Annotated in this window: 18 protein-coding genes; 10 read left to right on the forward strand and 8 right to left on the reverse strand. The window is 70.9% G+C overall.

Annotation, left to right across the window (positions count from 1 at the left end; translation table 11 throughout):
* Window positions 1–7 precede the first annotated feature (7 nt).
* Window positions 8–1666, forward strand: coding sequence for an extracellular solute-binding protein (locus tag ACIBHY_RS22085; protein WP_397251455.1), 1659 nt, complete (start codon window positions 8–10; stop codon window positions 1664–1666).
* Window positions 1663–3756: a right-handed parallel beta-helix repeat-containing protein gene (locus ACIBHY_RS22090; RefSeq protein ID WP_397307585.1), complete on the forward strand. Its 2094-nt coding sequence runs from the start codon at window positions 1663–1665 to the stop codon at window positions 3754–3756. Before ACIBHY_RS22085 ends, ACIBHY_RS22090 begins: the two co-directional genes overlap by 4 nt.
* Here the strand turns inward: ACIBHY_RS22090 and ACIBHY_RS22095 are convergent.
* The 4 genes from ACIBHY_RS22095 to ACIBHY_RS22110 form a co-directional block, all read right to left on the reverse strand.
* Window positions 3743–4435 (reverse strand): hypothetical protein, encoded by a 693-nt coding sequence (locus ACIBHY_RS22095; RefSeq protein WP_397307586.1) that lies wholly within the window; start codon window positions 4433–4435, stop codon window positions 3743–3745. The two genes, ACIBHY_RS22090 and ACIBHY_RS22095, sit on opposite strands and share 14 nt — an antisense overlap.
* Window positions 4435–5424 carry a hypothetical protein gene (locus ACIBHY_RS22100; protein ID WP_397307587.1) on the reverse strand — a complete coding sequence of 330 codons (990 nt, stop codon included), beginning with the start codon at window positions 5422–5424 and terminating at the stop codon, window positions 4435–4437. Before ACIBHY_RS22100 ends, ACIBHY_RS22095 begins: the two co-directional genes overlap by 1 nt.
* 76 nt (window positions 5425–5500) lie before the next feature.
* The gene (locus ACIBHY_RS22105) at window positions 5501–6277 is read right to left on the reverse strand and encodes an enoyl-CoA hydratase-related protein (RefSeq protein WP_397307588.1); all 777 of its coding nucleotides are present in this window, start codon (window positions 6275–6277) and stop codon (window positions 5501–5503) included.
* Window positions 6274–7056 carry a PaaX family transcriptional regulator C-terminal domain-containing protein gene (locus tag ACIBHY_RS22110; RefSeq protein ID WP_397307589.1) on the reverse strand — a complete coding sequence of 261 codons (783 nt, stop codon included), beginning with the start codon at window positions 7054–7056 and terminating at the stop codon, window positions 6274–6276. The genes ACIBHY_RS22105 and ACIBHY_RS22110 overlap by 4 nt, the downstream gene beginning before the upstream one ends.
* Window positions 7057–7236: 180 nt before the next feature.
* Between ACIBHY_RS22110 and ACIBHY_RS22115 the strand changes: the two genes are divergently transcribed.
* Both ACIBHY_RS22115 and ACIBHY_RS22120 read left to right on the forward strand, forming a co-directional pair.
* Window positions 7237–7404, forward strand: coding sequence for a DUF3117 domain-containing protein (locus ACIBHY_RS22115; RefSeq protein WP_181019706.1), 168 nt, complete (start codon window positions 7237–7239; stop codon window positions 7402–7404).
* An 80-nt stretch (window positions 7405–7484) separates the two neighbouring features.
* A complete protein-coding gene (locus ACIBHY_RS22120; RefSeq protein ID WP_397251443.1) occupies window positions 7485–8897 on the forward strand; it encodes a leucyl aminopeptidase in 1413 nt (470 codons plus the stop codon).
* A gap of 6 nt (window positions 8898–8903) precedes the next feature.
* On the opposite strand, the gene ACIBHY_RS22125 is transcribed toward ACIBHY_RS22120, so the two are convergent.
* The gene (locus tag ACIBHY_RS22125; protein ID WP_379610571.1) at window positions 8904–9542 is read right to left on the reverse strand and encodes an O-methyltransferase; all 639 of its coding nucleotides are present in this window, start codon (window positions 9540–9542) and stop codon (window positions 8904–8906) included.
* A 161-nt stretch (window positions 9543–9703) separates the two neighbouring features.
* On the opposite strand from ACIBHY_RS22125, the gene sigE reads away from it, so the two are divergent.
* The 4 genes from sigE (at window position 9704) to ACIBHY_RS22145 (ending at window position 13574) form a co-directional block, all read left to right on the forward strand.
* Complete coding sequence (gene sigE, locus ACIBHY_RS22130) at window positions 9704–10321, forward strand: RNA polymerase sigma factor SigE (protein WP_184967914.1); 618 nt, start codon at window positions 9704–9706, stop codon at window positions 10319–10321.
* A gap of 2 nt (window positions 10322–10323) precedes the next feature.
* Window positions 10324–10827, forward strand: coding sequence for an anti-sigma factor family protein (locus ACIBHY_RS22135; protein ID WP_379610570.1), 504 nt, complete (start codon window positions 10324–10326; stop codon window positions 10825–10827).
* Window positions 10828–10981: 154 nt separating this feature from the next.
* Entirely contained in the window at window positions 10982–12625 is a 1644-nt protein-coding gene (locus ACIBHY_RS22140) for a trypsin-like peptidase domain-containing protein (RefSeq protein WP_397307590.1), read from the forward strand.
* Window positions 12626–13208: 583 nt separating this feature from the next.
* Window positions 13209–13574, forward strand: a complete 366-nt coding sequence (locus tag ACIBHY_RS22145; protein WP_379610568.1) for a sec-independent translocase — start codon at window positions 13209–13211, stop codon at window positions 13572–13574.
* A gap of 388 nt (window positions 13575–13962) precedes the next feature.
* Here the strand turns inward: ACIBHY_RS22145 and ACIBHY_RS22150 are convergent, their stop codons facing one another.
* Window positions 13963–15102, reverse strand: a complete 1140-nt coding sequence (locus tag ACIBHY_RS22150) for an Mrp/NBP35 family ATP-binding protein (RefSeq protein ID WP_397251439.1) — start codon at window positions 15100–15102, stop codon at window positions 13963–13965.
* A gap of 107 nt (window positions 15103–15209) precedes the next feature.
* Here ACIBHY_RS22150 and ACIBHY_RS22155 point away from each other — a divergent pair, with 107 nt between their 5' ends.
* Window positions 15210–15671, forward strand: coding sequence for a MarR family winged helix-turn-helix transcriptional regulator (locus ACIBHY_RS22155; RefSeq protein ID WP_397307591.1), 462 nt, complete (start codon window positions 15210–15212; stop codon window positions 15669–15671).
* Here ACIBHY_RS22155 and ACIBHY_RS22160 read toward each other — a convergent pair.
* Window positions 15655–16119, reverse strand: coding sequence for a DUF1003 domain-containing protein (locus ACIBHY_RS22160; protein WP_397251435.1), 465 nt, complete (start codon window positions 16117–16119; stop codon window positions 15655–15657). The genes ACIBHY_RS22155 and ACIBHY_RS22160 overlap by 17 nt on opposite strands.
* The gene (locus ACIBHY_RS22165; RefSeq protein ID WP_397307592.1) at window positions 16109–17323 is read right to left on the reverse strand and encodes a magnesium transporter MgtE N-terminal domain-containing protein; all 1215 of its coding nucleotides are present in this window, start codon (window positions 17321–17323) and stop codon (window positions 16109–16111) included. The genes ACIBHY_RS22160 and ACIBHY_RS22165 overlap by 11 nt, the downstream gene beginning before the upstream one ends.
* Before the next feature lie 96 nt (window positions 17324–17419).
* Between ACIBHY_RS22165 and ACIBHY_RS22170 the strand changes: the two genes are divergently transcribed.
* Window positions 17420–18361 (forward strand): EamA family transporter, encoded by a 942-nt coding sequence (locus ACIBHY_RS22170; protein ID WP_397307593.1) that lies wholly within the window; start codon window positions 17420–17422, stop codon window positions 18359–18361.
* Window positions 18362–18549 lie beyond the last annotated feature (188 nt).

An 18549-nucleotide genomic window follows, 5' to 3' on the forward strand; every position in this document is an offset into this window, starting at 1 on the left:
GATCCACATGAACCTCTCCAGGCGCGGCTTCCTCGGCCTCGCCGCGGGCGTGGCCGTCACGTCGCTGGCGAGCGCCTGCGGCGGTGGCGGCGCTCAGGCGCCCGCGACGAAGGCCCAGGGACTCACGGTCAAGCTGCCGACCTACACGCCGCTGTCCTCGATCCCCAAGCCCGACCTGCCCGGGACCGCGGCGGGCGTGCCCGACGCGTACTTCACCTACCCGAAGGAGCTGTTCAAGGCGGTCCAGAAGCCGCCCATGTCCGGCGGCCAGGTGAAGATCGCGATGAAGACGTTCCTGCCGCCGCCGCCCGGCCGCGAGCAGAACGCGGCCTGGCGGGAGATGGAGAAGCGGCTCGGCGGCACGGCCGACGTCATGATCGTGCCCACCGACGACTGGCCGACGAAGTTCTCCACGCTGGTCGCGGGCGGCAACCTGCCCGACATCTTCCCCTACATCTCCACCCAGGGCGTCAACAACCTGCCCGCCTTCGCCGCCAGCCAGTGCGCCGACCTGACCCCGTTCCTGTCGGGGGACAAGGTCAAGGAGTACCCGAACCTGGCCGCGCTGCCCGAGGTCTTCTGGAAGCAGGGCATCATCGGCGGCAAGCTCTACGGCGTGCCCGTGCCGCGCAACCTCGTCGGCGGCCTCGGCTTCTACCGGCACGAGATGTTCGCCCAGGCCGGAGTCACCGACCTGGCCCAGATCACCGACCTCGACCGCTTCGCCGAACTGCTCAAGGAGCTGACCAGGCCGCAGGAACGGCGCTGGGCGATCGTCACCGCCACCGGCGGCGTCTTCGGCCTGTCGATCTTCACCCAGCTGTTCGGCGTGCCGCTGGAATGGCGCCTGGACAAGGCGAGCGGCAAGCTCACCCACGCCATCGAGACCGAGGAGTACCGGGCGGCGCTGGAGTACGTGATCAAGTTGCGCGAGGCCGGCGTCATCTACCCCGGCTCGGAGGGCTTCGACACGCTCAAGCGCAAGAACGAGTTCAACTCGGGCCGCGCCGCCATCACCTACGACGGCCTGCCCGCCTACCTCGGCCCCGGCAACTACCTGCAGACCCAGAAGAAGATCGACCCCAAGGCCGACCCGCGCCCGCTGCTGCCCATCGGCGCCAAGGCCGTGACGTTCGCCAACAACATCGCCTTCTCCACCAACCTGCTGAAAAAGGCCGACGAGTCCCGGGTCAAGGAACTGCTGCGCGTGGCCGACTTCTTCGCCGCGCCGTTCGGCAGCGAGGAGTTCACGCTCATCCAGTACGGCCTGGCGGGCACCGACCACACCCGCGACGACCAGGGCAACCCGATCCTGACCGACCAGGGCGCCAAGGACATCACCGTCCCGTGGAAGTACATCGCCGCGCCCACCCAGGCCGTCTACGACCCGACCTCGCGAGACGGCGTCGAGCACGTGCACGCGGCGCTGTCGAAGATGATCCCCCAGGCGGTCTACGACCCGACCACCGGCATGTTCTCCCCGACCGCCGAGAACAAGTTCGAGTCGCTCTACACCATGCGCAACGACAAGGTCACCTCCATCGTCGCCGGTCGGGCCAAGCCGAGCGAGCTGGACCAGCTCGTCAAGGACTGGCGTGCGCAGGGCGGCGACAAGATCCGCGCCGAGTTCGAGCAGGCGCTGCAACAGTCGGGCGGTCCCCGGTGAAGGTCTACCACGTCGCCCCCGGCCGCTCCTTGGAAGCCGCCCGCGACGAGGTACGGCGGGCCCTGGCCGACGGCATCGACCACGACATCGAGATCCGCCTGGCCGGCGGCGTCCACCGGCTGACCGGCCCCCTGACCCTGGACGAGCGCGACAGCGCCCCCGAGGGCCGCACGATCACCTGGACGGCCGAGCCGGGCGAGCAGCCGGTGCTGTCCGGCGGAGTACACCTCACCGGCTGGCGTCAGGAGGCGGGCCGCTGGGTCGCCGAGACACCGGAGGGCGTGTCGCCCAGGCAGCTGTTCGTGGGCGGCGTCCGGGCGGTGCGCGCGCGGAGCGACTCCCGCCTCGCGGCGGCCGGCGAGGTCACCGAGGACGGCATGACCGGCGCGCCGGCCCGCGGCGTGGCCGCCTGGTCCGATCCGGGCAACGCCTCGGCGGTCATCCGGGTGCGCTGGCGCAACTACCACTGCCGCGTCGACCGGGTCGAGGGCGACCGCGTCGTCTTCGCCCGGCCGTGCTGGGCCAACGCCGCCTCCGGCACCGGCCGCACCGGCCCCGCCTGGGACTTCACGACCGTGGACGCCGAGCGCCACGCCAAGGTGGTCTTCTTCGAGAACGCCATCGAGCTGCTCGACCGGCCGGGCGAGTTCGTCTTCGACCGCGCCGGCCGTACCGTCACCTATCTGCCGCGCGCGGGGGAGAGCCCCGAGGACGTCGTCGCGCCCGCGACCGAGACGCTGCTGCGGATCGAGGGCGCGGCGCGGGTGCGGGTGCGTGGGCTGGCCTTCGAGCACGCCGCCTACCGGCAGCCGGACACCGAGGAGGGCTACGCGGGAACGCAGGCCGGGCTCACGCTGACCGGCGCCACCGGCCCGGCCGGCCACGCGGGACGCCACTACACCAAGCCCGCCGCGGCGCTCGTGGTCCGCGGCGGGCGGGAGGTCTCGGTCGAGGACTGCGTGTTCACGCGGCTCGGCGGCGCGGGCGTGATCTTCGAGGCGGGCACCAAGGACTCCTCGATCACCGGCTCCACCTTCACCGACCTGTCCTCGGGCGCCGTCTACGTCGGCGACACCGAGCCGAACCCGCCCGCCGAGCTGCGCGGCGAACGTAACACCGTGGCCCGCAACGTCATCAGCGGGGCGGGCGTGGAGTTCACCGACGCCGTGGGGATCTGGGCCGGGTACGAGAGCTCGCTGGTCGTGGACCACAACACGCTGGAACGCCTGCCGTACTCGGGAATCTCGGTCGGGTGGGGCTGGAACCAGCCCGAGGCGCAGAAGCCCGGCATGCGCGACAACAAGCTGACGAACAACCGGATCACCGACGTCATGCTCGTCGAGCACGGCCAGCACGACGGCGGCGCCATCTACACCCAGGGCCCGCAGCCCGGCACGGTGATCAGCGGCAACTATGTCAACCGCTCCGCCTACGGCAACACCGAGCGCGACGGCAACGGCGTCTACCTGGACGAGCAGAGCTCCCACATCCGCGTCGAGGGCAACGTGATCACCCGCGTCGGTTACAAGTGGATCTCCAACTGGGCCGAGTACGGCATCGGCAACCTCGCCACCGGCAACTGGACCGACACCGGCGCCCCGCCGCTGTCCGGCCGCGGTTCGCTCATGGAGGACAACCACACCGCTCTGGAACGGCTCCCGCCCGAAGCCCTGGCCGTGGCCGGACGCGCCGGAGCCACACCGGGAGAGGTCGAGCAGCCGGCCCCCGACCTGGCCCGTGGAAGGCCAGCCACCCAGTCGTCCACCGAGGCTCCGGCGGCCAACGCCGTGGACGGCTCCACCACCACCGACAGCAGGACGGCCGGCGAACCCGGCGCCTGGTGGCAGGTCGACCTCGGTGCCACCCTGCCGCTCACCGAGGTGGAGATCTGGAACGACGCCGCGATGACCACCTCCGGCTTCGACGTCGTCCTGGCCACGCGCGCCGACCTGTCCGACGCCCGGCGCGTCCACGTGCCGGGCAGGGCGCTGCGGCCCACGTTCGTGCCGCTCACCGGCGAGGCCCGCTACGTCCGCCTCCAGCGCGCGGACACCGGCGGGATCGGCCTGGCCGAGGTCAGAGTTCGCTAGGCAGGCGGCGCCAGTACTGCTTCTTGCCCTCCTCGCGCACCACCAGGTCCAGCCGGGCCAGCTCGGCCCGCAGCTCGTCGGCGTCGTCCTTCTGGTCCTTCTCCAGGGCCACCTGCCTGGCCCTGAAGAAGGCGTGGGCGGCGGCGTCCAGGTCGGGGTGTCCGTCGGCCCACAGCCGGAACTCCGCCCGTGCCGGGCCGCCCGCGACCCACGGATAGCCGCGGGCCAGGAAGGCCCGCTCGATGTCGGCCCGCCGGGGCAGGTCGCCGCGGGTCCTGACCAGTTCCTCGGTCCGGTGGCCCTGGACCACGACGTGCTCGCCGTCGAGGAAGACGGCCGCCGCGTCGGCTCTGGGCGCCTCCCATCGCCGCTCGCCGTGCGTGAACACGGCCCGCGTGTCGTCGACCGCGATCCCCAGATGGTCGACGATGATCAGGAACGCCAGCACCAGCCCGGCCACGGCCCCCAGCCCGAGCGCGCCCATCGTCGCGTACGGCTCCGCCAGCCCCGCCAGCAGCTTGACCGGCTTCTCGAACGGCACCCAAGGCCAGGTCGCCGCCCATCCGATGAGCGCCTTCACCAGCCACAGCACCCCCGCCCCCAGCAGCGGCCCGCCCACCCAGACCAGGATCCGGTGCAGGGCGGGAATCGTCACGACGGTCTGGTCGGAAGCAGGCATCAGCGAAGTTCGGCTTTCTTTCCGGCAAGGATGATCAGCACGACCACGCCCAGGGCGAAGGCCGTGTTGTGGCCCAGTTTGGCGGCTGCGGAGACGTCCCCGAGCGGCTGGGTGACGAATGCGCCCGCGGCCTGGACCAGCAGCGCGGCGCCCGCCGCGGCGAGCCGGTGGGTCTGCCCCCAGCCCGTCCGCCTCGACCACAGGACGAGGAGCACGGCCAGCACCGCGAGCCGTCCCGCGTAGACGGCGAACCCGGTCCAGCCGACCAGGGACGTCGTCCACTCCAGGACCTGGGAGATCGACATGAGGACAAGCGTCACCCCGCCGACCGCCCACGGACCGGGCGCGGGCCGCGGATCCGCGGGCCCCGGCCGCGTCCTGACCGCGAACGCCACCGCGACCAGCGCCAGGACCACCGCGCCCGCCCCGGCCAGCTGCCCCGTGGACGGGACGAAGTCCTCGGTCTCCAGATGCCACCGGACCACGAACCACGCGGCGCCCGCGAACGCCACCGCCGTGACGACGGTCCCCGGCCGCCCCAGCCACGGCGTGGTCCTGCGCTCCGGCCTCATGAACGACTCCACGACCGCGATCGGCGCGCAGACGCTGAAGACCACGTGCCCGGCCACCCAGTGCAGCGACAGGTATGCCCCGATGCCGAGCTGCGGGATGTAGGTGGGCTCCAGCATCGGCGCCAGGAAGGGGATGTCGCGGTAGGACGGGTTGAACATCGCCTGGTCGATCAGGCCGGGCTGGAGCACGCCGAAGGCCGCCGCCAGCAGGAACATCGTGGGCCAGCCCCGGCCGGCCCTGCGGGCGCCCTCGCGGATGAGGAGGGCGGCGGCGCCGTACAGGGGGACGAAGACGAAAAGGCCGCCGAGCAGCTCGGTGACGTCACCCGTGGAGGTGTCGTAGCCGCTGAGGTACTCGGCGCAGGCCGGAGCCAGGAGCAGCAACCCCAGCGCCGGTGGCAGGCCTTTGAGTGACATGCCCACGACGCTAGGGACGGCGGCGGCCGGTGCGGATCGGTCCTCGGGCTATCCGGGACCGACCAAAGTCGATGGGTCAGCGACCGTGGAAGGTGGGGCGCTCCTTGGCCAGGAAGGACCGGGTGGCGCCCAGATGGTCGTCGGTCGCGGCGCACTCGTCCTGCAGGACCGCCTCCAGCTCCAGGGACTCGGTCAGGGTGTGGGTGGCGGCGTAGGCGAGCGACCGCTTGGTGGCCGCGTACGCCTTCGTGGGGCCGTGCGCCAGCCGTACCGCCAGCTCCTGGGCGGTCTTCAGCACGTCGTCCGGCGCGACCACCCTCGTCACCACGCCCAGCTCCAGCGCCCGCTGGGCGTCCAGCGGCTCGCCCAGCAACAGGAGTTCGGCCGCGCGGCCGGGTCCGACGAGGCGCTGCAGCGTCCAGGAGCCGCCCGAGTCCGGGACCAGGCCGATGCCGCTGAAGGCCATGGCGAACTTCGCCTTCTCCGAGGCCACCCGCAGGTCGCAGGCGAAGGCCAGCGACGCGCCCGCCCCCGCGGCCACGCCGTTGACCGCCGCCACCACCGGCTTGGGCATCGTCGTGATCAGCTCGACGATCGGGTTGTAGTGCTCGCGCACCGTGCCCGCCAGGCCGCGGCCCGCCTCCAGGTTGTCCGCGTGCTCGCGCAGGTCCTGGCCGGCGCAGAACGCCCGGCCTGAGCCGGTCAGCAGCACCGCGCGCACCATCGGGTCGCCGGCCGCCCGGCGCAACGCGCCGAGCAGGGCCGTCTTCAGCTCGGCCGTCAGCGAGTTCATCGCGTCGGGCCGGTCGAGTGTGATGGTGGACACGCTCTCGGACACGTCGTAGCGGATCACAGGGTCTCCAGGTTGTGGTCGACGAATGCGGCGGCTCTGGGCAGCAGGCGCGCGGCCTCCTGCTCGAAATATGCCCGCGCCTTCTCGCCGGGCCACCCCGGCGGCAGCAGTTCCGCGGGCAGGCCGGGATCGCGGAACAGGAAGTTGCGCCAGCCGTGGACCAGCACGCTCCTGGTGGCGAAGACGCGGTCGTCGGGTGCGTGCGCGGGCAGCGAGTCCACCAGCGCCCCGGCCTCGGCCAGCCAGCGCTCGTAGGCCGCCGCGATGCCGTCCAGGTCCCAGGCGCGGGCCACGAGCTCGCGTGGGTCGCCGTCCAGCGCGGCGTCGAAACGATCGGCCACCACGCCCTCGCCGTCGAGCAAATTGTCCAGCTCGATGGAGGACCGTGGACCGATCCAGGTCGTCTCGGACAGTGCCGCGTAGCCGAGGAAGGTGAGATCGGCGCGCAGCCGTTCGCGCCTGGGGCGTTCCCGCACCGGGCCGAAGACGATCATGTGCCAGCGTCCCCGCCAGCCGAGCGTCCCCGGTCGGTAAATTCTCAGTGCTGCCTCGTCCAGGCGCCTGACGCACTTCGGAGTCAGGCCGTATCCGGGTCCGTGCGGCAGCCGGACCGGCGACAGCCAGCCCTGTCTGACCATGCGCGAAACGGCCGTGCGCACGGCGGGAGCGGCGATTTCCAAGGGTTTCATCAGCCGCACCAGGGCGGCAACGGAGGCCTGGCCACCGCGTGATCGCAGGTGGTCTCCGTAGAGGTCGAACAGGCCGGCGCGTGCGTGCACGAAGTCCAGTTTGGACGTCTTCGCACCCCTGGACAACGCATTCTGGGAGGAGATCGTTACCCATGAGGGCTCTCGATGCGGGAGAATAGGACATCACAGAAGACGTGAATGCGCCGGCCACCCTCCTGGAGGGCCGGCGGTCGCGGGCCGCGGGAGCCCAAGGCAGGAAGGGATACACGCATGGCGGCGATGAAGCCGCGGACCGGCGATGGTCCGCTCGAGGTCACCAAGGAAGGGCGCGGCATCGTCATGCGTGTCCCCTTGGAGGGTGGCGGCCGGCTCGTCGTGGAGATTTCCGCCGACGAGGCGCAGGCGCTCGGCGAGGCGTTGAAGAACGTCGTCGGCTGAGCGCTTCCCGAGACAGCTTCGATCGACGGCCCTGGCGTGCCTCCGCGCCAGGGCCATTGACGTGTTTGGAGAGATGACCCGTGCCCATTGAGACCACGACGTCGGTGGTTTCCGAGATCCCCGCCGAGGCCGAGCTGCTGGCGGTGCCGTACTCCTCCGACCTAGACCCGGCGCTCTCCCTCGACCTGCCGCTGCCCCCGGCGGCGCTGCTGGCCCACTACGAGGCCAAGGGCGAGGCGGGCGAGATCGTCGAGGTGCCCGTGGCACGGGGTGAGGAGGTCGGGCGCGTCCTGCTCTACGGAGCCGGGGACGGCTCGCCGAAGGCGCTGCGCAAGGCCGCCGCCGCCCTGACGCGCCGCGCCAAGGGCCGCGACACGCTCACCGTCGTCGTTCCCGGCGGCGACGGCGCGGCGTTCGCTGAGGCCGCGCTGCTGGCCGCCTACACCTTCAAGGTCACCTCCTCGCCGGGCAAGAAGCCCGTCTCCGCGCTCGTGTTCGCCGGCGCCGACGAGCAGGCGGTACGGCGCGGCGAGATCGTCGCCCAGGCCGTCGCGCTCGCCCGCGACCTGGCCAACACGCCCTCGTCGGTGAAGAGCCCGGCGTGGCTGGCCGAGCGCGCCGGCGAGCAGGGCGTCCCCGTGCGCGTGTGGGACGAGGAGGAACTGCGAGCCGGCGGGTTCGGCGGCATCCTCGCGGTCGGCCAGGGCTCGGTGAACCCGCCGCGGCTCATCCAGCTCTCCTACGACCCGCCGGGCGCCACCAGGCACGTGGTGCTCGTGGGCAAGGGCATCACCTTCGACTCGGGCGGGCTGTCGCTGAAGCCGTCCGACAACATGAAGGTCCAGAAGACCGACATGGCCGGCGGCGCCGTCGTCATCGCGGCCGTGTCCGCGCTGGCCAAGCTGGGCGCGAAGGTGCGGGTCACCGGGCTGGTGGCGGCGGCGGAGAACATGCCGTCCGGCAGCGCGCAGCGGCCCAGCGACGTCATCACCCACTACGGCGGCCGCACGGTCGAGGTGCTCAACACCGACGCGGAAGGCCGCCTGGTCCTGGCCGACGCCCTCGCCTACGCCGACGACACGCTCGCCCCCGACGCCCTCGTGGACATCGCCACCCTCACCGGCGCGATCAGCGTCGCCCTCGGCCGCAGCGTGGGCGCCGTCTACGCCACCTCGGACGAACTCGCCGGAGAGCTGCTCGGCGCCGGTCAGGCCAGTGACGACCGGCTGTGGCGGATGCCGCTGATCGATGACTACGCGCCCGCGCTGGAGTCGTCGATCGCGGACCTGGCCAATGTCGAGGTGGGTTCCCGCTTCGGCGCCGGATCGATCACGGCCGCGCTGTTCCTGCGGGAGTTCGCGGGCAAGCGGCCCTGGGCCCACCTGGACGTGGCCGGCGTGGGGCGCACCACGGTGGACGAGGGCGTGCTGACCAAGGGCGCCACGGGCTTCGGCGTCCGCCTTCTCGTGGAGTGGCTCAGTAACCGAGCCTGACCGCCTTCAGTCGCTCAGCTTCACCGCGGCCAGCAGCCCGTCGCCCAGCGGCATCATCAGCGGCCGCAGCCGATCGTCACCCTGCACGAGCTTGCCCAGTTCGCGCAGGGCGACCGTGTCCGGGTCGCGCTGCGCCGGGTCGGCCACCCGGTTGTGCCACAGGACGTTGTCGAAGGCCACGATCCCGCCCACCCGCAGCAGCCTGACGGCCTCGGCCAGATAGTCGGAGTACTCCTGCTTGGCGCCGTCGGCGAAGACCATGTCGTACCCGCCGTCCGACAGCCGGGGCAGCACGTCGAGGCCGCGGCCGACGATCAGCCGCACCCGCCCGCCGGAGAACCCGGCGTCGGCGAAGGCCTGACGGGCCAGCCGCTGGTGCTCGGGCTCAACGTCCACGCTGGTCAGCGTGCCGTCGGGACGCATGCCGCGCAGCAGCCACAGCCCCGACACACCGCAGCCGGTGCCGATCTCGACCACGGACTTGGCGTTGAGCGCCGTGGCGAGGAAGCAGAGCGCCGCCCCGCCCCCGGGAAGGATGGGCACCGCACCCATCTCCTGGCCGCGCTGCCGCGCCGCGAGAAGCACCTCATCTTCCAGATGGAACTGCTCCGCATAGGCCAGAGTGGCCTCTACCGGGCTGGTCATCGGCCCCCTCCCCCCACTTTCGTGCGATTGGTCACCGATCGCAGCCTAGGGGAGACACGCCCGGACGGGAACTCAAGTCGGTCCTAACGCGTTGCAGGTTTAAACGGGCTTTGCCGGTCCGGAAGGCAGGCAGTGCGCATGAAGGGACGAAACCAGGCACTATGGCTGTAGCGGTGGTCCCAAAGAGAGGAGCCTTGGTGGACGGAAGCGACCACCAGGTGTCTGAGTGGACTCCTCCCACCTGGGAGGAGGTCGTGCGGACGCACTCCGCGCGCGTGTATCGGCTGGCGTACCGGCTGACCGGCAATGTCCATGACGCCGAAGACCTCACACAGGAGGTCTTCGTCCGGGTATTCAGGTCATTGTCTAGCTATACCCCCGGCACGTTCGAGGGCTGGCTGCACCGGATCACGACGAACCTGTTCCTTGACATGGCGCGGCGCAAGCAGCGCATCCGATTCGAGGGATTGGCGGACGACGCGGCGGAACGGCTGCGCGGCCGCGAACCGTCTCCGGCGCAGGCGTGGGACGACGCGCACTTCGAGGCCGACGTTCAGGCGGCGCTTGACGCGCTCGCCCCCGAGTTCCGTGCCGCGGTGGTGCTCTGTGACATCGAAGGCCTGTCGTATGAGGAGATCGCGGCCACGCTCGGCGTGAAGCTGGGTACGGTCCGGAGCCGTATTCATCGTGGCCGGGCACAGCTGAGGGAGTCGCTCGAACATCGGGCGCCCCGAGGCGCTGAACTCCCCCCGACCGTGATCCGTGGGGAGGAAGGCTAGGAATGTCTCATCTTGGAGAGAGTGTTTCCGCGCTTGTCGACGGCGAACTGAGCCACGTCGAGCGCGAGCGGGCACTGGCCCATCTCACCTTCTGCGCCGAATGCAGAAGGGAGGTCGAGTCGATGCGGGCGCTGAAGTCGCGCCTGCGCTCACTCGACGGCCCGGCGATGCCCGCCGACCTGACCATGTCACTGCTGCGGATGTCCGAACCGGGTGGGCCGCTGCCGCCGCGCGAACGCCCTTTCCCTCCCACGTTTGGAGGAGTGCCGCTTCCGGGACCGCACAGCATCTCCCCTTTGGACAACCGGCCGCGAAGGGACGCCTTCGGTGGTACTTCCGGCCCTGGACGGGGGAGTAGGCGCCGCGGCGCCTACGTGGCCGTGGGCGTCATGTCCGCCGCGGTCGCGCTCGGCACCTTCTTCGCCGTCAACAGCACCGCCGAAGTGGGCAGCCCGCCCCCGGTCGAGCTCTTCCAGGTTCAGCAGGCGCCGGGCAACACCCCGTGATGTCCTGGGCCATTGGCCTGGGATACTCGAAGGATGGCGTAGTCGTCGGTGAGAGGGGCATACGATCGGGGTTCGGGCCTTACAAGGGCTTATGACCCACGTATGCCGTTCACGCCAGGATTGCGGTGTCCGAGCGAGGAGTGGTGAGACTTAGATGACCGACGAGACGCGCCCCACCGAAGGACGCATGCCGTCGGACTCCCCCGAGTCGCAGGAGCGGCCGGAGTTTCTTCCCGCGGGCGAGGAGCAAGCCGCCTGGGGAGACCCGTCGGGCCGCTCCGTCAACCCGTCACCGTCGTACGGCGGGGCCGGCGACCAGCCGCCTCCCGCGTTCGGCAACGCGACTTCTGACCCCAGCGGCCCCTACGGTTCGTATGGCTCGCACGGCTCCTATGGCTCCTATGGTGAGGCCGCGCCGACGTTCGGCAACCCGGCGGGCGAGCCGGAACCCCGGTTCGGGACGCCCGCGCAGCCGTCGTTCGGCCCGCCGCCCTACTCCGGCTCCTACGCGGGCTACAGCGGCACGCCCCAGCAGGGCGACACCGCCGTCTACAGCTCCCCGCAGTACGGCGGCGAGACCCCGCCGCCTCCGCCGCCACAGAACGCCTTGGGCATGGGCTCGGGCTGGGCCCCGCCGCCCGGCCCCGGCGTGGGAGTACCGCAGCGCAGGGTCGCCCTGGGCACCGGCGGGCTGATCGCCGTGGCGGTGGCCATCGCGCTGATCGCCTCCGGCCTGGGCAGCGTCGGCACGTACCTGCTCACCAGGTCGGCCGGCGGCACCGACCCCTCCTACACGCTCGGACCCGCACCCAGCGGCGCGATCAACCGGCCCCCGGAGTCGGTGGCGGGCGTCGCCTCGCGCGTCCTGCCCAGCGTCGTGTCCCTGGAGGTCGGCAACGGCGGCGCCGAGGGCGCCAGCGGCTCCGGCTTCCTGATCAAGGACGGCTACGTGGTCACCAACAACCACGTCGTCGCCATGGCGGCCAGCGGCGGCGAGATCCAGATCATGTTCGCCAACCGCAAGACCACCACGGGCCGCATCGTCGGCCGCGACCCGGGCTCCGACCTGGCGGTGGTGAAGCCGGAACAGACGTTCGGCACCCCGGAGATCACACTGGGCAACTCCGACCAGGTCGTCGTCGGCGACCCGGTCATCGCGATCGGCTCCCCGCTCGGCCTGAGCGGCACCGTCACGACCGGCATCGTCAGCTCACTCAACCGCCCGGTCATCGCCGGAGACGAGAGCGGCCGGGCGGCTGAGGAGCCCGCGTACATCTCCGCCATCCAGACCGACGCCGCCATCAACCCCGGCAACTCGGGCGGACCGCTGGTCAACGCCAAGGGCGAGGTCATCGGCGTCAACTCGGCCATCGCGACGCTGAGCCGTTCGTCCTCCAGCCAGGGCGGCAGCATCGGCCTGGGCTTCGCGATCCCGGTCAACCAGACCCGCCGGGTGGCCCAGGAACTGATCACCACCGGCAAGGCCAAGCGCCCCCGGATCGGGATCGTCCTGGACAAGAACTACCGGGGCCAGGGCGTCCGCATCGCCTCCGAGCCGGACCAGGGCCGCCAGCCGGTCGACGCCGGTGGCCCGGCCGAGAAGGCGGGCCTGAAGGCCGGCGACGTCATCCTGGAAATGGACGGCCTGCGCCTGCAGGACGGCAACGAACTGATCGCCCTGATCCGCGCCAAGGCCCCCGGCTCCAAAATCACCGTCAAATACGAACGAGCCGGCCAAGAACGCACCGCCACCCTGACCGTGGTCGCAGACGAAACCCCATCCCCGTCGCCGTCTTGACCGGTGCGTCCGTTTCTCGGCTCTCTGTTCCCTCTGTTCCCTCTGTCTGTTCCCTCGGTGAGGCGTCCGGCCGCGCGGCGCTTGTCCGCGCGGTCTCCGTTACGGCAAGCCGCGCCCCCGCCACCCGCCGACGCGGGCGGGCGCCGATCGTGGGGATCGCTTCCCACGTCGCACGGGCCACCCACCGCGACGGCCACGCATAGCCGGCTGACACGGCCGAACCTGACCGGGTCGCACATCCCGGCGCGTTTGGCTCCTTAGGCACAGATCCCCAAGGGCGCCATCCCGGAGGCCTGCGATGCTCGGTCGCGGGGCCGCCGGGTCCTTGGCCGTGTCTGTCCTGGGCGGCTTGGTGGGCGGGTGGACTTGGGGGTTTGTGGTGGGCTTTGGAGGGGTTGCCGGGTAGTTGGGGTGGTTGTGGGGTTGTTGTCCTGGGGTGGGGTTGGGGGTGGCGGCTGGTTGGGGGTTGATCTTGGGAATCGTCTTGGCAGGTGGGTGGGCGTTCTAAGTGGCCTTGCGAACCCTTAGTCTGGGAGTGGCCGGGGTTGTCCCCGGAGCCAGTTGGACTGCGGTAGGAGTTCAGGTGTTCGGACTCGGGTGGGCGGAGATCGGGGCGCTCGTCGTCATCGGGTTGCTGGTGTTCGGGCCCGACAAGCTGCCCCAGGTGGCTTCGCAGGCGGGTCAGACCCTGCGCAACCTCCGCCGCATGGCCACCAACGCACGCGACGACCTGCGGACCGGGCTGGGCCCGGAGTTCTCCAATTTCGATCCGGCTGACCTCAACCCCAAGAACTTCGTTCGTAAGCACCTGTTGGACGACATCGAGGATTCCTGGAACGACCGGCCTCAGCAGGAGCTCGAGCCGGTCGCCGCTGCTCCGTACGCACCGGAGCCCTTGGAAGAGCTCGGATACGGCGAACTCCCGCCCTACGACTCCGAAGCCACCTAATCCCACACCTGCAGCCCGTCCTCTCGGGCGCGCGTGTCGCTCCTCACCGCCCCGCCCTATGGGCTCGGGGCGGCTCCTGGATATGGGCCGACGAGGGGCTGGCGTCAGGTGTCCACCCAACTGGTCGAGTGTGGCCGTTGCGGCGGGTCATTCGTGCGACGTGAGAAGCGATCCCCACGATCGGCGTGCGCCCGCGTCGGCGGGTGGTGTGGGGGTGGCTTGCCGTAACGGATGGGTCGGTTCTAAGAGAACGCGACGGATGGGTCGGTTCTAAGAGAACGCGACGGATGGGTCGGTTCTAAGAGAACCTCAGAACGCGCCCACAACGCCTCTAAAACGGCGCGCCGCGTCGGCGGTGGGCCGACGCGGCGGAGGGCTGGAAACGGCGTCAGCGGGCCGTGGGGGAGATGCCGAGTTGCATGCCCTTGAGGCTGTTCGCGCGCTTGCTCAGGGCCTCGGCGATCGAGCGGAGTTCCGTGGCCGCCGGGGAGTCGGGGTCGGTGAGGACCAGGGGCTTGCCCTCGTCGCCGCCCTCGCGCAGGCGCATGTCCAGCGGCACCTGGCCGAGCAGCGGTACGCGGGCGCCCAGCGTGCGGGTCAGCGCGTCGGCCACGTTCTGGCCGCCGCCCTCGCCGAAGACCGGGATGCGCTCGTCGCAGTGGGGGCAGGGCAGCCAGGACATGTTCTCGATCACGCCGGCGATCTGCTGGTGGGTGGAGGCGGCGATCGAGCCCGCCCGCTCGGCCACCTCGGCGGCCGCCTGCTGCGGGGTGGTCACGACCAGGATCTCGGCGCCGGGCAGGCGCTGCGCCACCGAGATGGCGATGTCGCCGGTGCCGGGCGGGAGGTCCAGGAGCAGGACGTCGAGGTCGCCCCAGTACACGTCGGCGAGGAACTGGTGGAGGGCGCGGTCGAGCATCGGGCCGCGCCAGACCACCGGGGTGTTGCCCTCGGGCTTGAACATCCCGACCGAGATGACCTTGATGTCATGCGCCATCGGCGGCATGATCATGTCTTCGACCTTGGTGGGCCGCTCGGCGGCGCCGAGCATGCGGGGGATGCTGTGGCCGTAGATGTCGGCGTCGACGATGCCGACCTTGAGGCCGCCGGCGGCCATGGAGGCGGCCAGGTTGACGGTCACGGAGGACTTGCCCACGCCGCCCTTGCCGGAGGCGACCGCGAACACGCGGGTCAGCGAACCGGGCTGGTTGAAGGGGATCTCCTTCTCGGGCCCCTTGTTGCCGCGCAGCTTGGTCTGGAGCTCCTTGCGCTGCTCGGTGCTCATCACGTCGAGTTCGAGCTCCACGCCCGCGACGCCTTCGACCTTGGACACGGCGTTGACGACGTCGCGGCGGATGGTGTCCTTCATCGGACAGCCGGCGACGGTGAGGTAGACGCCGACGCGGACGGCGCCGTCGGGGGCGATGTCTACACTTTTGACCATGCCCAGGTCAGTGATCGGGCGGCGGATCTCCGGGTCGATGACGGTGGCGAGGGCGGCCGTCACCAGTTCCTGCGTCGGTGCCATGGAAATCTCGGCACTCCTTTGTGGTTTATGGATGACGGGTTCCATCGTATGAACCCGAGGCAAGTCGCTGCTGTTTAGATGTGCGTGCAACGTTCTAAGGTTACTCCGTGACTGTTCTGCGCGACGAGGGCCTCGACGCCCGGGAGCTAGAGGTCTGGCGGGCGCTGCAGCGTGCGCAGGTGCGGGTGGCCCGCCACCTGGAGGCCGAGCTGCTCGTCGCCCACGACCTCCCGCTCGCCTCCTACGACGTGCTGATGCAGCTGGCCGAGGCCCCCGAGCGGCGGCTGCGGATGAACGACCTGGCCGACCGCGTGCTCCTCTCGCGCAGCGGCCTCACGCGGCTGATCGACCGCCTGCAGCGCGACGGGCTCGTCGAGCGCGAGGCGTGCGCGAGCGACGCGCGCGGCCTGTTCGCCGTCCTCACCCCCGAAGGCGAGGTACGGCTGGCCGACGCCACCCCCACCTACCTGCGCGGCGTCAGGACCCAGTTCCTCGACCCGCTCAGCGAGGAGGACCTGAGCCGCTGCCGGGCGATGCTGGCCAAGCTTGGCCTCACTGAGGAGCCCTGACCTGCTGGGCCTGCTGGAGTTCTGAGCGGATGAAGTCGCGGGTGGCCATCTCGCCGAGCGTGATCCTGAGCCCGGCGATCTCCCGGGTGAGGAACTCCAGCTCGGCCTGGCTGGCCTCCCGCGACTGACGGTCCTGCTCGCCCTGCACGCGGTCGCGGTCGGCCTGCCGGTTCTGGGCGAGCAGGATGAGCGGCGCCGAGTACGACGCCTGCAGCGACAGCATCAGCGTGAGGAAGATGAACGGGTACTCGTCGAACCGGACGGCGGCCGGCGCGAGCACGTTCCACAACACCCAGCACAGCACGAACACCGTCATGTACACGAGGAACCGCGCGGTGCCGAGGAAGCGGGCGATCCGCTCCGACAGCCGCCCGAAGTCTTCCGGGTCGTAGTGCGGCCGGATCGAACGCCTCAGCTCGCGCGGCTGGTCGAGTCGCTCACGTGGCATGTCGTTCCCGCCAGTCTTCGGGCAGCAGGTGGTCGAGCACGTCGTCCACGGTCACCGCGCCGACCAGCCTGCCGCCCTCGTCCACGACGGGCGCGGCGACGAGGTTGTACGTGGCGAGGTAGGACGTGACCTCGGGCAGCGTGAACCCGGGCCTGATCGGGTCGATGGTGTGGTCCAGCGTGGCGCCCAGCAGCATCGACGGCCGCTCGCGCAGCAGCCGCTGGAAGTGCGCGACTCCCAGGTACGCGCCGGTGGGCGTCTCGGTGGGCGGCCGGGTCACGTACACCTGGGCGGCCACGGCGGGCGAGAGGTCGCGCTGGCGGATGTGCGCGAGCGCCTCCGCGACGGTGGCGCTGGGCGGCAGCACGACCGGTTCGCTGGTCATCATGCCGCCGGCGGTGTCCTCGTCGTAGTCGAGCAGTCGCCGCACGGGCGCGGCCTCGCCGGGCTCCATCAGCGACAGCAGTTGCGCCGCCTGCTCGACGGGCAGGTCCTGGAGCAGGTCGGCGGCGTCGTCCGGTCCCATCTCGGACAGCACCACGGCGGCGCGGGTGGGGGCGAGGGTGGTGAGGATGCCGATCTGGTCGGTGAAGGGCAGCTCTTCCAGTACGTCGGCGAGGCGTTCGTCACCGAGTTCCGCGGCCACCTCGACCCGGCGCTTGAACGGCAGCTCGTGCAACGCGTTGGCCAGGTCGGCGGCGCGTTCGGTCTCGAAGGCGGCGATCAGGCCGGCGGCGCCCTGGTCGCGCTGCATGGCGTCGAAGCCGCGTACGTCGCCCCAATCGACGACGCGGGTCTCGCGCCGCTTGCCCTTCTGATAGATGGCGACCTTGGTGAGCGTCCAATCGGTCCTGCCCTGCTCCATGGCCAGGTCGTAGACGATCCAGGGGCGGCCGTCGAGGGTGACGGTCTGGTCGAGCAGCTGGCCGATCGTCAGCGTCTCGGTGACGCGTTGCTCGAACCTGCGCATGTTGAGCCGTCCGGAGAAGACCACGGCTCCGGTCTCGATGGCGCGTACCCGGGTGATGGGCAGGAACACGCGGCGCCGCGGCTGCACCTCGACGACCAGCCCGTGCGCGCGCGGCGGCAGCGTGCCCTCGGCGGTGGGGCGCAGGGACACCACGACGTCACGGACACGGCCGATCTGGTCACCGGACGGGTCGAAGACCGGGGTCCCGGCCAGCCGGGCGACGAAGATCCTCACCTGAGCAGGCTAAACGAGTGAGGGCGGCGGGGCATTGCGCCTCGCCCACAGGGCATGTCAGTATCCATCGGACATAACACTCATTACTCTCAGGATGTGTTGACGTTGCGGTATGCGGGACTGGCGATCGCCTTCGTCTCCTCGTGTTGTTTCGCCTTCTCCGGCCCGATGGCCAAGTACCTGAACGCCGCCGGACTGGTGCCGATCGAGGCGGTCTGGGTGCGGATGGCCGGTGCCGGGGTGCTGCTCGTGGCGGTACTGGCCGCGGTCAAGCCGCAGGCGCTGCGCATCCCGCGCGACAAATGGGGCTTCTTCGCGGCCTATGCGGTGATGGCGGTGGCGGGGGTGCAGGCGTTGTTCTTCCTGGCCATCACGCGGCTGCCGGTGGGGGTGGCGTTGCTGCTGGAGTACATGGCGCCGGTGATGGTGGTGGTGTGGGTCCGCTTCGTGCGGAAGGTACGGCTGCCGCGGGCCGCGTTCGTCGGCGCGGTGGTGGCCGTCGTGGGCCTGGGCGTGGTGGTAGAGGTGTGGCAGGGGTTGCGCTTGGACGCTCTGGGGTTGTTGCTGGCGTTGGTGGCGGGGGCGTGCTGCGCCGGATATTTCCTGATGAACGATAGTTTTGGGGACGAGATCGACTCGCTGGGGCTGATCGCGTGGGGGATGATCGGCGCGGCGATCGTCCTGGCCCCGTTCGCCCAGCCGTGGAACATCCGCTGGAGCGCCTTCACCCAGACCGTGGCCCCGAACGGAGGGGTGTCCCTGCCGGTCCTCGGGGCGTACGTGTGGATGGTGCTGGTGGCCACGGTGATGGCGTACATCCTGGGCGTCAACGCGGTCCGCCGCCTGTCCGCCGCGGTGGGCGCGACGGTGGCATCCCTGGAGGTCATTGGAGGCGCCATAGTCGCCTGGGCACTGCTCCGCGAGTCCCTGGGCCCGTTCCAGATCATCGGCGGCCTGACGGTCCTGACCGGAGCCCTGCTGGCCCAAACCGCCACCACCCAACCAACCCCCACCCCCGAACCGGCCCACGCAACCTGACCCCCCACCCGCCCCGCCCCGCCCCGCCCCGCGCTTCGCGCCGCGCCGCGTCGCGCTGCGCCGCCCGCGCCGCGTCATGCCTGGCGCGGCCCTTCGCGTCGTGGCTCCATGTCACGCCGCGTCGCCCCGTCCCGGCGCTCCGCCCGGCCCTCTGCTCCACCGGCTCCGTCCCGGGGTTTCCAGTGATC

The sequence above is a fragment of the Nonomuraea sp. NPDC050547 genome (genome assembly GCF_044457345.1).
Classification (GTDB): Bacteria; Actinomycetota; Actinomycetes; order Streptosporangiales; family Streptosporangiaceae; genus Nonomuraea.